The sequence below is a fragment of the Streptomyces sp. NPDC050211 genome, assembly GCF_040656035.1.
Taxonomy (GTDB): Bacteria; Actinomycetota; Actinomycetes; order Streptomycetales; family Streptomycetaceae; genus Streptomyces.
The window spans coordinates 173,754-185,478 of record NZ_JBFALC010000005.1; the positions used below are offsets into that span (position 1 = coordinate 173,754).

The following is an 11,725-nucleotide window of genomic DNA, read 5'->3' on the forward strand; positions in this document are numbered from 1 at the left end:
TGGGTGGGACGGGGTTATGACGGTGAAGGAGCCGCAGGGGTGAGTCAGCGCAGGGCGTCTGCCGACGTCGGTCGGGCCACCATCCGGGACGTGGCGGAGCGTGCGGGTGTTTCGGTCGCGAGTGTGTCGCGCGTGCTGTCCGGCAACTACCCGGTGTCCGAGGATCTGCGTCGGCGTGTGATGAAGGTGGTCCGGGATCTGGACTACGTCACCAACGCCCATGCCCGTTCGCTGGCCGGCGGCGGTACGCCGACGGTGGCCATCCTGATCGACAACATCACCGGTGCCGCGTTCGCCCACGTGGCCAAGGGAGTCGAGGGCGCGGCCACTCTGCGCGGCTGGCTCTCGCTGGTCGGCACCACAGGGAACGACCCCGAGCGGGAACTTGCCCTGGTCAACCTCATGCGCCAGCAGGGCGTCGCCGCGGTGGTCCTGCTCGGCGGTGCCTACGATCACGACGAGTACCAGCTGCGCATGGCCCGTTTCGCCCGCTCCCTCGACGCGGCCGGCTCCCACCTCGTCCTGGTGGGCCGACCGTCCCTGGAGGGCGACGTGCCGGCGACGACGGTCGACTACGACAACGAGGGCGGCGCCTATGCGATGGCGAGCCATCTGCTGTCGGCCGGTCACCGCAAGGTCCTCGTCCTGCCCGGCGACGCCGAGTTCAGCACCGCCCGGGGACGGTTGAGGGGGGCCCAGCGCGCCTTTGAGTCGTACGGCGTGCCCTTCGACCCGGGCATGGTGCGGCACGGCCCGTACGACTACCAGCACGGGTACGGGGCCGTGGAGGCAAGCCTGCGGGAAGGACTGGACTTCACGGCCGTGCTCGCCGGGACCGATGTGGTCGCCGCGGGCGCGATGCAGGCCCTGCGCGCGGCCGGGCTCAGGGTTCCCGAGGACGTGTCTATCGTCGGCTACGACGACATCCCGCTCGCCTCCCAGCTCACACCCCAGCTGACCACCGTGCACGTGCCGTACGAGGAGATGGGCCGCGTCGCGCTACGGGCGGTGGCCGACCGGCGCGAGGGCAACGCGAGCCGCGGCAAGGGCAGCGACGGCGACCATCTGGTGCTGGGCACCCATGTCGTCGTACGCAACTCCGTACAGCCGCCTGCCCGGCGCGACTGACAGACGTTACGTAAACGTTTTCCGTAGCTTTTGCCGAGTCGTGTCCGGGGCCTCGAAAACGCTCTCAATGGTCGCCCCAGGGCGGGGCTTAGTGCCTCTGAGCTGGACGGATGTCCTCTTGTCCGCGATCACCCCGCGCGCGTCCAGGCATAACTTCCCGGACCAACCGGCGTAACAAAATTGCCGCACCCCTCTTGCTATGTGCGCAGGCGTCGGCCTACCGTCCCTGCAACCGCTTACTACAGCTTCCGCTTGGCCGACCCCCCGCAACCGCGAGCCGCTGGTTTCCGGCCGCCGTTCCTGGCCAGCCCCACCGAGCCGCCGCCGTTCTGCAAGAACGCCCTCATCCGAAGGATCACGGTCAGATGAACTTCACCATCCCCCGGAGAAGGTTCGCCTCCGCCGCCGTCGCGGGAATCGCCCTCACAGGTCTGCTCGCCGCCTGCGGCGGGTCCGGCTCCGGGGAGGACTCCTCGGACTCCTCCGGTCCGGTCACCCTCGACTTCTGGGGCTGGGCCAACGGCCAGGAGGCCATGGTCAAGGCGTTCAACGCCAGTCACAAGGACGTCCAGCTCAAGTACACCAAGGTCACCGACCAGCTGACCATGCAGAAGCAGCTGACCAACGCGGTCAAGGCGGGCAACGCGCCCTGTCTGGTGCAGAACACCGGTGAGTACGTGACGAGCTGGGTGTCCCAGGGCGCGCTCGCCGACATCACGGAGTACGTCGAGGGCGAGAAGGACAAGTTCAATCCTGGGTCCTGGACGACCGCGCAGGTGCAGGGCAAGTTCTACGGCGTCCCCACCAGCTCCTCGCCGAACTTCACGATCTACCGGACCGACATCTTCGAGAAGTACGGCATCGAGCCCCCGGCGACCTGGGACGACTTCATCGCCGCGGGCAAGGAGCTGAAGAAGCACAACGTCAAGATCACCAACTACGCCGGTGAGGACCCGAGCACCCTGGAGGTGCTGGCCATGCAGGCCGGGGCGCACTGGTACTCGATCGACGGCGACGCCTGGAAGGTGGACTTCCAGGACGAGGGCACGCTCAAGGCCGCGAAGGTGATCCAGGAGGTCATCGACAACGACCTCAACTCGAAGCTGTCGTTCGCCGACTACGCGGCCGTGCAGCGCAATTACGACAATGGCGGCACCGCCACCCGGCAGATCTCGACGTGGCAGATGGCCGGCATGGTGCAGAACTTCACCAAGTCGTTCGGTGACTGGGCGCTCTCGCCGTGGCCGACGTTCAAGGGCGAGGCGGCCAAGACCCCGGCGGGCACCAACCTGACCGCCAGCGTGACCCTGGTGACCGAGGACTGCAAGAGCCGCCAGCAGGCCGCGGAGGCGGCGCTGTGGATGTCCACCGACACCACCGCGGTCAAGACGATGGCGAGCCCGGAGACCGGCAACGGCGTGATGCCGGCGCTGGCCGACAGTGACACGTACGTTCCCGAAGCGATCTCCGAGAAGCTGCTCGGCAAGAACTACGAGCCTGCGCAGACGGTCGTCAAGGACAGCCTGGGCGCCGTCACCACCGACTGGACCTTCGGCCCGAACTGGACCGCCATGTTCACGGAGATGCAGGCCGGCTGGGCCAAGGTCGTCAGCAAGGAGCAGAAGGTCACCGACCTGCTCGCGCACATGCAGGAGTGGACGGTCAACGACCTGAAGTCCCGCGGTATCAGCGTCAAGGGCTGAGGCACTTCCACATGATTCGCTCCCAGCGCTGGAAGGGTGCCGCGTTCACGGTGCCCTTCCAGCTCGGCTTCGTCTTCCTGTACCTGCTCCCCATCGGTTACGCCGTCTACCAGTCGCTCTATCGCGAGCAGCAGTCCGGGCTCGGACTCGGCGGCGCCACCGAGCAGTTCGCCGGCTTCGACAACTACCGGCAGGGTCTGACCGACTCGGCGTTCATGGGATCCGTCCTGCGGGTGGTGCTGTTCGCCTGCGTACAGATCCCGGTGATGCTGCTGATCAGCCTGGTGCTGGCGCTGCTTCTGGACGCGCTCACCTCGAAGGTGGCCGGCCGGTTCCGGATCGTGCTGCTCGTGCCGTACATGATCCCCGGCGTGGTCGCGGCCATCGTCTGGATCAACCTCTACAGCCCCGAGGTCGGCCCGCTGACCCCGCTCGGCGAACTCTTCGGCTTCGACTGGAACTTCTTCGCCCCGTCGATGGTCTGGCCGGCCATCGGCAACCTGCTGACCTGGCACGGCATCGGCTACAACATGGTGATCATCTACTCGGCGCTCCAGGGCGTGCCCCGTGAACTGTTCGAGGCGGCGCGGCTCGACGGCGCCTCCGAGTGGCGGATCGCGAGCAGCATCAAGATCCCGTTCGTGCGGGGCGCGCTGGTCCTGACCGGCATGCTGTCGATCATCCAGATGCTGCAGATCTTCAACGAGCCCGCGCTGTTCCGGAACGTCACCCCGCAGACGGTGAGCGACACCTTCACCCCGATCATGATCATCTACAACCAGGCGTTCAACGCCGGTAACTACCACTACGCCGCGACGCTGTCGGTGCTGCTCGCCCTGATCCTCGGTGTCGCCTCCTTCCTCTTCTACAAGCTCACTTCGAGGGAGGTGGACTGATGGTGCTGACTGACAAGGCCACGAAGGACACGAAGGAGTCGACGGGCCGTCCCGTCCGGCGCCTGAACCGCCCGGACTCCGCCGCCCGCACCCGCGGCGGCCAGCGGTTCCTGCTCGTCGGGCTGATCATGGCCAGCATGTACAGCCTGTTCCCGGTGTGGTGGCTGATCGTCGCCTCGACGAAGGACCGCACGGGCCTGTACCAGTCGAACGGCCTGTGGTTCTCGGGCTGGCACCTGTGGGACAACCTGGAGCAGCTGTTCACCTACGAGGATGGCATCTTCCTGCGCTGGACGGCCAACTCGTTCCTGTACGCGGGCCTCGGCTCGCTCGGCGGCACGCTGCTCGCCCTGGCGACGGGCTACGGGCTGGCCCGCTTCGAGTTCCCCGGGCGCAATCTGGTGTTCGCGGCGGTGGTCGGCTCGTTCCTGATCCCGATCGCCCTGCTCACCCTGCCGCTGTACCTGCTGTTCTCGGAGATCGGGCTGGTCGACACGCCCTGGGCGATGCTGATCCCCTGCCTGATCAACCCCTTCAGCGTCTATCTGGCCAAGGTGTACACCGAAGCGACCATCCCGTACGAACTCCTCGAAGCCGCCCGCATCGACGGCGCCGGCGAGCTGCGGATCTTCTTCAGCATCGTGCTGCGCATGATGACGACGGGCGGGGCCACGGTGTTCCTGCTCGCCTTCGTGAACACCTGGAACGCCTTCTTCCTCCCCCTCACCGTGCTGCGCGGCGAGGAGAACTGGACCCTCAACCTGGGCCTGTACAACTGGTCCGGGAAACGCCTGGAGTCCGGCGTCGACCTGACCAGCCTGGTGCTGACCGGCGCGCTGCTGTCCATCGTTCCGATGGCGATCATGATGGTCGCGATGCGCCGCTACTGGCGGACCGGCGTCACCTTGGGAGCCCTCAAGTGACCCTGCTGCACAACCCGGTGATCCGCGGTTTCGCTCCCGACCCGTCACTTGTGCGCGTCGGCGACTGGTACTACGTGGCCACCAGTTCCTTCGAATGGTTCCCGACCATCCCCCTCCACCGCTCCCGGGACCTGGCGCACTGGCAGTACGCGGGCCATGTCCGGGGCGCGGTCCCCGGCGACTCACTGGCCGGGGTGCCCGACTCGGGCGGCGTCTGGGCGCCGTCCCTGAGCTGGGACGGGGAACGGTTCTGGATGACGTATGCGATCGTCCGGTCGGTCGGGACGCCCTACTTCGACCTGGACACGTACATCACCACGGCCGCGGAGATCGGCGGCCCGTGGACGGCACCGCGCCGGGTGGCGAGCCACGGTTTCGATCCGGCGCTCTTCCATGACGAGGGGCGGCTGTGGCTGCTCAACCTGCAGAGTGACCATCGCCCCGGCGGCAGGCGCTTCGCGGGCATCGTCCTGACCGAGCTGGACCGGGACACCCTGGCGCCCGTCGGCGGTACACATCTGCTGCTCCAGCACGAACGGCTGGTCGAGGGGCCGAAGTTGCTCAGGCGCGACGGCTGGTACTACCTCGTGCTCGCCGAGGGCGGCACCGGGTTCGAGCACGGGGTGCTGGTGGCGCGCAGCCGTTCCGTGACCGGGCCGTACGAGCTGGACGACCGGCCGCTGCTGACGTCACGGGACGATCCGTCGCTGCCGTTGCAGAAGGCCGGACATGGGGAGCTGGTGCAAACGCCGGGCGGGGACTGGGTGTTGAGCCATCTCGCCGCGCGTCCGTTGCGGACGCCGGACGGGCTGCGCTGTCCCCTCGGCCGCGAGACGGCGATCCAGCCGGTGACGTGGGACGCGAAAGGCTGGCCGAGGCTGCGGCACGGGGGGCATCATCCGGCGGTCGAGGTCGATGTGCCGACACTCGCGGACGAGGCCGAACCCTCCGTGCCCGCGCAGCCGGTCCTCGATCCCCAACTCGCCGCTGGCGACGAGCCGTTGGGCTGGCCCTGGAGCTCTCCGCGTGGATACCCCGATCCGTCCTGGGCCGACACCGCCGTACGCCCCGGCTGGATCCGGCTGCGCGGACGGCATGGTCCCGAGTCGCGGTGGGCGCACAGCCTGCTGGCCCAGCGGGTCACCGAGCACCGCGCGGAGGCCGAAGTCACGCTGGAGGCACGGCCGTCGAGTTTCACGCAGGGCGCCGGGCTGGTGCTCTGGTACGACGCCGAGGCCTATGTCGCCCTCGACCTGACCTGGGCGGAACCGGAGGGTGAGGGGCAGCACGGCCAGCAGTGGCGGGACGGGGGCCGGACGGTCCTGCGTCTGGTGGAGCGGGATGAGGACGGTATCGAGCAGAAGGCCGTTGTCGACGCGACGACGCCCGTCACTCTGGGAGTGACCGTCGAGGGAGCCGAGGCCCGCTTCTGGTACGCACGCGACGGCAACCGCATTCCGATCGGGCCGCCACTGGACTTCGGCAAGCTCTCCGACGATCACGGTGCGCGGCTGCGTTTCACCGGCGTGATGGCCGGGATCCACGCGTGGGACCTCGTGGACGCGGAGTTCACCGCCGACTTCACGGGTTTCCGACTGGCCTGCACGCCCGACTGACCCCTCGCTGCCCTCCGTTCGAAGTTTCGAAAGCCCTTGCCCTCAGATCCCGCCGAAGTCCGGCCTCTTCCCGCAGAACTGTGGTGAACCTAGGGTAGGAAGCGCTTACTGTTTCGCGCTGACTGTTTCTGCGCTGGTCGAAACTTTCATGGCCCGCGGGCGGGCCGGAGAGGCGGATCCCGATGGGCCGTACAGGGAGTGCGAGCGTGGCGGCCGGGCCGACGCTGGCCGTGGTCGCCCGGGAGGCGGGCGTGTCCGTGCCGACCGCTTCCAAGGTCGTCAACGGCCGGGAGGACGTGGCACCCGAGACCCGCCGCCGGGTCACCGAGGCGCTGGACCGGCTCGGTTATGTGCGCAGACCGAGGTTCGACACGGCGAGGGTGTCCGGGATGGTCGACCTGGTGCTGCACTCGCTGGAGAGTTCCTGGTCGGGTGCGGTGCTGCACGGGGTGGAGGCGGCGGCCCACGACGCCGGTCTGGAGGTGGTCGTGTCGGCCGGTCCGAACCGGACACGCGGCGGCCGTCCGGAGCGCGGCTGGCTGGACAAGCTCACCGCACGCGGTTCGTCGGGAGTGCTGTTCAACCTGGCCGAGCTGACGCCGTCCCAGCACGCGTGGCTGGAGCAGCACCGCATCCCGTATGTGCTGATCGACCCGGTCCTCGATCCGCCGCCCGGCGTGGTGTCGGTGGGCGCGGCGAACTGGCACGGCGGGGTGACGGCGACCGAGCATCTGCTGTCGCTGGGTCACGAGCGCATCGCCGTGGTCGCCGGCAGCACGCACACGATGTGCAGCAGCGCGCGGATCGCCGGCTATCGCTCGGCGCTCGTGACGGCGGGGATACGGCAGCGGCCCGAGTACGTCCGGCACGCCGGCTTCGACCAGGGCGCGGCCCGCCGCCGCATGCTGGAACTCCTCGACCTGCCCGAGCCGCCCACCGCGGTCTTCGTCTGCTCGGACCGGATGGCCCTGGGCGTCTACGAGGCCCTGGCCGAGCGGGGGTTGAGCGTGCCGTACGACCTGAGCGTCGTCGGTTTCGACGACCTGCCCGAGGCCCGCTGGACCACTCCGGCCCTCACCACGGTTCGCCAGCCGCTGTCGGAGATGGCGGCGACGGCCCTGCGGCTGCTGGTCCGCATGATGGAGGGCGACCGGCCGGAGAGCACCCGCACGGAGCTGTCCACACGGTTGGTGCAGCGGGCGAGCACGGCCCCGGTCCGGTGAGTCAACCATCACGGTTGTTGCATCGGAACGGCCTCTGCGCACACCTACCGACCGCGACAATGCGTTTATGGCCGATGACTGGCAGCAACGTATCGACGCCCTCCAGGAGGAGTTGGTCCGTCGTGACGACCCCGCCGCCTGGGTGCGGGAGGCCGACGCGATGGAGGCCACGGTGCGGTATCCCCGCATCGCCCTGCGCGGGCCGGTGTTCGGGATCGCGGCGCAGGACCCGGCGGTGGGGCCCCAGTGGCGGGTGGTGAAGCCGGTGGTGGACGGGATGCCGCAGGTGGCGCGGGACGGGCTGCAGTCGCATCTGTTCTTCACCGCGAAGGACGACACCGACGATCCGGCCGTACGGCGTGAACTGCTGGCGGCAGTGGAGGTGTTGGAGCGGGAGCCGGCGGACGAGGTGACGGCCTGCGGGGTGCGGTACCGGGTGGTGCGCGGTGACGAGTTCGCGCGGATGGGGGACGACGGTCTGGAGCCGCCCCGGCCCACCGACCGGGAGCCGGTGGAGCGGTCGTGGGATCGGCAGACCCGCCACGCGCCCCTGGACGTGGAGTTCGTACTCGATCCGGAGCACCTGGACGGGCCGTCCGCGGGCGCGCTGACACTGGGGCTGCGGGACTTCGCGTACCGGGGCTCCCGCTTCCCCGCCGACGTGCGCGCGGATTCCGAGCGGGCGGTCGCCACGCATCCCGAACTCGTGCTGCTGCCCACCGGTTTCGGTGTGGTCGAGCGCGGCGGTGACGGCTGGCGTCCGCGCAGTACGCTCCAGCCCACGCCGCATGATGCCCGGCGCGTGCTCTATGACGGGATGGCCGAGATCTGGGCCATGCTGTACCAGTTCGACGACACCAAGAAGGCCCGGTACGCACGGGCGGCCGAGGAGTACCGGGCGCTCGGCCACGCCGACGAGTTCGAGGTGGACGGCCAGGTCTTCCGGATCTGCCGGGTAGAGCGTCTGCTCCGCACGGGGCCCGACGGGCCGGAGACGCCGCGGCCCTCGGACGTCGATGAGTACGGGCCGATGAAGATGCACCCGAGGATGGACCCCTTGGACGGCAGCCTCACCCATGAGTGACATTCAGAACGCAGGTGTCCGATTCCTTCAAGACCCACCGCCGCTGCGCTGCCTACGGTGGCCGCATGACTCCACGATTCGATGCGATCGGCCTGATCGTCGCCGACATGGCCGCCTCTGTCGCCTTCTACCGCCGAGTCGGCTTCGCCTTCCCCGAGGGGGCCGAGAACGAACCGCACGCCGAGGCCCAACTGCCCGGCGGACTACGCCTGATGCTGGACACCGAGGAGATGGTCCGCTCGATCGTCGCCGGGTGGCAGCCTCCGGCCGGTGGCGGCCGGCATTCACTGGCGCTGCTCTGCGACAGCCCGGGTGAGGTGGACCGGGTGTACGAGGACCTGGTAGCCGCCGGATACCAGGGCGGACACAAGCCGTGGGACGCCGAATGGGGCCAGCGGTATGCGGTGGTGCATGACCCGGACGGCCACGGGGTGGATCTGTTCGCCCCGATAGGCGGCCCTGGTGAAGTGAGCTGACTTCAACGCGCCCCAAAGGGGCGCGGGGAACTGCGCGACCAGCCACAACGCACCCGCAGACAATGCACCGGGCTTCCAGCAGAGCGCTTAACGTCCCAGTAGCTCCGTAAGCCGCATGCCCGCCAACTCCCGTACATCCCGCGCGAGATGTGCCTGGTCGGCAAAGCCCGCCCGTACCGCCGTCTCAGAGAGGGGCAGGCCATCGCGCGCCAGCGCCAAGGCGCGTTGCAGGCGCAGGACCCGGGCAAGCGTCTTGGGGCCGTAGCCGAAGGCGACCAAAGCGCGGCGGTGCAACTGGCGGGCGCCGAGCCCGAGTTCGTCCGCCGTGGCGGCGACCGGGCGGCCCGTGTCGAGTGCCGCGACGACCCGCAGCAGCAAGGGGTCGGGCGGCTCGGTGTCGGCGGCCCGCTCCAGCGCCACGTCCTCCAGCGCGGTCACAGGGTCCGCGGCCGCCTCGATACGGCCGCGCAGGCGTCGTACCTCCGCGGCGGGCCACAGATCGGCCAACTCCACGCGCCGGTCGCGCAGTTCGTGTGCGGGTACGCCGAGGAACGCGGGCGCGGTGCCGGGATAGAAGCGGACGCCCGCCCAGTGGCGCGGGCCGCCCTGGGGAACGTATGCCTGGGTGTCGGGTCCCGCGACGAGCAGCCGGCCCTCGTTCCAGAGCAGGTCCATGCAGCCGTCGGGCAGTACGGGCCGGACGACGGGGTCGTCGATGGTCCGGCGCCACACGACCGCGCCCGGCAGCCTGGACGCCCGCTCGGTGTACACGTACGAAAGGCTACGACGGCGCCCGCGGCAAGGGCACTCGCGTCGTCCTACCCCACCCGCGTCCGATGCTCCTGCGGACTGACGCCGTACACCCGCTTGAAGGCGCTGGACAGGGCGAACGCGCTGCCGTAGCCGACGTGGCGGGCGATGGCGGCGATGGTGTCGTCGGTGGTGCGGAGGCGGTCGGCGGCGAGGGCGAGGCGCCAGCCGGTGAGGTAGGACATCGGGGGCTCGCCCACGAGGTCGGTGAAGCGGCGGGCGAGGGCGGCCCGGGAGACGCCGGCCTTGGCGGCGAGGGAGGCGACCGTCCAGGGGTGGGCCGGGTCGTCCTGGACGAGACGCAGGACGCGGCCGACGACGGGGTCGGCCAGGGCCCGGTACCAGGCGGGGGCCTCCGCGTCGGGGCGGGCGAACCAGGCCCGCAGCGCGGCGATGACCAGCAGGTCGAGAAGCCGGTCCAGGACGACCTCCTGGCCCGGTTCGTCGCGGACGATCTCCTCCATGAGCAGCGGAGTGAGCGGGCACTGCCACACGTCGGAGGTGAGGGTGATCAGCGGCGGCAGCGCGTCCAGCAACCGGCCGCTGATCTCGCCCTGCATCGGGTAGGTGCCGATCAGCATCACCGCGGAGCCGTCGAGCCGGTCGCCCCAGGTGCGGACGCCGAGGTCCATCGAGCCGTTCAGCGCGCGGCCGTCGGGGTAGCGGCACTCCTGGCCCGGCAGGATGAGAGCCTGCGGGGCGGTGCCGGGGTCGTCGGCGCAGGTGTAGGGGTCCGGGCCGCGGGCGATCGCCAGGTCGCCGGGCGTCAGCCGCAGCCTCTCCCCCGTGTCCGGCAGGATCCAGGCGGCGCCGCGGACCATCAGCATCACCGTGAGCGGGGCGCGGTCCTCGATGCGAATCGCCCACGGCGGCTCGAAGCACGCACGGATCATGAAGGCGCCACGCGCGCGTGGACCCTCGAGAAGGCCTGCGAGAGCGTCCATGGGGCCAGCGTAGACGCGCTCGTATGGGAATGAGCCGTTCAGCGATGGGCTGTTGGGGCGCGCGGCCGTTGACTGGAGGCATGACGGAGAACACGCGGAACATGACGGTTGTGGTGACCGGCGCCTCCGGGCGGACCGGCAGCCGGGTCGCCGACTCCCTGCGGGGCGCCGGCCTGAGCGTGCGCGCGGCCTCGCGCGCCCGGGGTTTCGACTGGGAGGACCCGACGACGTGGGCGGACACCCTGCGCGACGCCGACGCGGCGTATCTGATGTACCCGTCCGACGTCGGCTCCCCGGCGGCGGCCGAGGGCATCGGCGCGCTCGCCCGGGAGGCGGTGGGGCTCGGCGTACGGCACCTGGTGCTGCTGTCGGCGCGCGGCGAGGATCAGGCACGGGCGACCGAGGAGGCGCTGACGTCGTCCGGGGCGGACTGGACGATCCTGCGGTGCACGTGGTTCGCGCAGAACTTCAGCGAGGGGCTGCTCGCGGAGGGGCTGGTGCAGACGGGCGAGTTTGTCTTCCCGGCCGGTGAGGTGCCCGAGCCTTTCCTGGACGTGCGGGACATCGGGGACGTGGTCGCGGCCGTGCTGACGTCCGGGGAGCGGTATGTGGGGCGGACGCTGGAGCTGACCGGGCCGCGGCTGCTGAGCTTCCGGGAGGCGGTGGCGGAGATCGCCGCGGCCACCGGGATCGAGCTGAGGTACACGCCGGTTCCGGCGCGGGCGTACGGGGAGTTCCTGACCGGCTTCGGTGTCCCGGCCGAGGAGGCGGACTTCCTGGTGGAGGTCTTCGAGGGGCTGCTGGACGGGCGCAACGCCCATGTCACGGACGGGGTGCGGCAGGTGCTGGGGCGGGAGCCGCGGGACTTCGCGGAGTTCGTACGGGAATCAGCGGCGGCCGGGGCCTGGAAACGCTGACCGGG

Annotated in this window: 11 protein-coding genes; 9 read left to right on the plus strand and 2 right to left on the minus strand. The window is 69.9% G+C overall.

Going from position 1 to position 11,725, the window contains the following annotated elements; translation table 11 throughout:
• Positions 1-39: 39 nt before the first annotated feature.
• The 8 genes from AB0I98_RS07965 (at position 40) to AB0I98_RS08000 (ending at position 9,049) form a co-directional block, all read left to right on the plus strand.
• Entirely contained in the window at positions 40-1,128 is a 1,089-nt protein-coding gene (locus AB0I98_RS07965; protein ID WP_362936917.1) for a LacI family DNA-binding transcriptional regulator, read from the plus strand.
• Positions 1,129-1,493: 365 nt separating this feature from the next.
• A complete protein-coding gene (locus AB0I98_RS07970; protein ID WP_362936920.1) occupies positions 1,494-2,831 on the plus strand; it encodes an extracellular solute-binding protein in 1,338 nt (445 codons plus the stop codon).
• An 11-nt stretch (positions 2,832-2,842) separates the two neighbouring features.
• Positions 2,843-3,727 carry a sugar ABC transporter permease gene (locus AB0I98_RS07975; RefSeq protein ID WP_362936923.1) on the plus strand — a complete coding sequence of 295 codons (885 nt, stop codon included), beginning with the start codon at positions 2,843-2,845 and terminating at the stop codon, positions 3,725-3,727.
• Positions 3,727-4,650 carry a carbohydrate ABC transporter permease gene (locus AB0I98_RS07980; protein WP_362936926.1) on the plus strand — a complete coding sequence of 308 codons (924 nt, stop codon included), beginning with the start codon at positions 3,727-3,729 and terminating at the stop codon, positions 4,648-4,650. The genes AB0I98_RS07975 and AB0I98_RS07980 overlap by 1 nt, the downstream gene beginning before the upstream one ends.
• Entirely contained in the window at positions 4,647-6,266 is a 1,620-nt protein-coding gene (locus tag AB0I98_RS07985) for a family 43 glycosylhydrolase (RefSeq protein WP_362936929.1), read from the plus strand. The genes AB0I98_RS07980 and AB0I98_RS07985 overlap by 4 nt, the downstream gene beginning before the upstream one ends.
• 182 nt (positions 6,267-6,448) lie before the next feature.
• Positions 6,449-7,489: a LacI family DNA-binding transcriptional regulator gene (locus AB0I98_RS07990; protein ID WP_362936932.1), complete on the plus strand. Its 1,041-nt coding sequence runs from the start codon at positions 6,449-6,451 to the stop codon at positions 7,487-7,489.
• Positions 7,490-7,556: 67 nt separating this feature from the next.
• Positions 7,557-8,573 carry a DUF5954 family protein gene (locus tag AB0I98_RS07995; protein ID WP_362936935.1) on the plus strand — a complete coding sequence of 339 codons (1,017 nt, stop codon included), beginning with the start codon at positions 7,557-7,559 and terminating at the stop codon, positions 8,571-8,573.
• A gap of 65 nt (positions 8,574-8,638) precedes the next feature.
• Positions 8,639-9,049, plus strand: coding sequence for a VOC family protein (locus AB0I98_RS08000; RefSeq protein ID WP_362936938.1), 411 nt, complete (start codon positions 8,639-8,641; stop codon positions 9,047-9,049).
• 87 nt (positions 9,050-9,136) lie between these two features.
• Here AB0I98_RS08000 and AB0I98_RS08005 read toward each other — a convergent pair whose 3' ends face one another.
• Together AB0I98_RS08005 and AB0I98_RS08010 are read right to left on the minus strand one after the other, a co-directional pair.
• Positions 9,137-9,820 (minus strand): helix-turn-helix transcriptional regulator, encoded by a 684-nt coding sequence (locus AB0I98_RS08005; protein ID WP_362936941.1) that lies wholly within the window; start codon positions 9,818-9,820, stop codon positions 9,137-9,139.
• Positions 9,821-9,867: 47 nt separating this feature from the next.
• A complete protein-coding gene (locus AB0I98_RS08010; protein ID WP_362936944.1) occupies positions 9,868-10,803 on the minus strand; it encodes an AraC family transcriptional regulator in 936 nt (311 codons plus the stop codon).
• A gap of 80 nt (positions 10,804-10,883) precedes the next feature.
• Between AB0I98_RS08010 and AB0I98_RS08015 the strand changes: the two genes are divergently transcribed.
• The gene (locus AB0I98_RS08015; protein WP_362936947.1) at positions 10,884-11,720 is read left to right on the plus strand and encodes an NmrA family NAD(P)-binding protein; all 837 of its coding nucleotides are present in this window, start codon (positions 10,884-10,886) and stop codon (positions 11,718-11,720) included.
• The last annotated feature ends 5 nt before the right edge of the window (positions 11,721-11,725 follow it).

Coding starts and splice junctions, on each gene's coding strand:
- AB0I98_RS08015 (WP_362936947.1), top strand. CDS start 10,884: ATGACGGAGAACACGCGGAACATGACGGTTGTGGTGACCGGCGCCTCC.
- AB0I98_RS08000 (WP_362936938.1), top strand. CDS start 8,639: ATGACTCCACGATTCGATGCGATCGGCCTGATCGTCGCCGACATGGCC.
- AB0I98_RS07980 (WP_362936926.1), top strand. CDS start 3,727: ATGGTGCTGACTGACAAGGCCACGAAGGACACGAAGGAGTCGACGGGC.
- AB0I98_RS07970 (WP_362936920.1), top strand. CDS start 1,494: ATGAACTTCACCATCCCCCGGAGAAGGTTCGCCTCCGCCGCCGTCGCG.
- AB0I98_RS08010 (WP_362936944.1), bottom strand. CDS start 10,803: ATGGACGCTCTCGCAGGCCTTCTCGAGGGTCCACGCGCGCGTGGCGCC.
- AB0I98_RS07975 (WP_362936923.1), top strand. CDS start 2,843: ATGATTCGCTCCCAGCGCTGGAAGGGTGCCGCGTTCACGGTGCCCTTC.
- AB0I98_RS07995 (WP_362936935.1), top strand. CDS start 7,557: ATGGCCGATGACTGGCAGCAACGTATCGACGCCCTCCAGGAGGAGTTG.
- AB0I98_RS07990 (WP_362936932.1), top strand. CDS start 6,449: ATGGGCCGTACAGGGAGTGCGAGCGTGGCGGCCGGGCCGACGCTGGCC.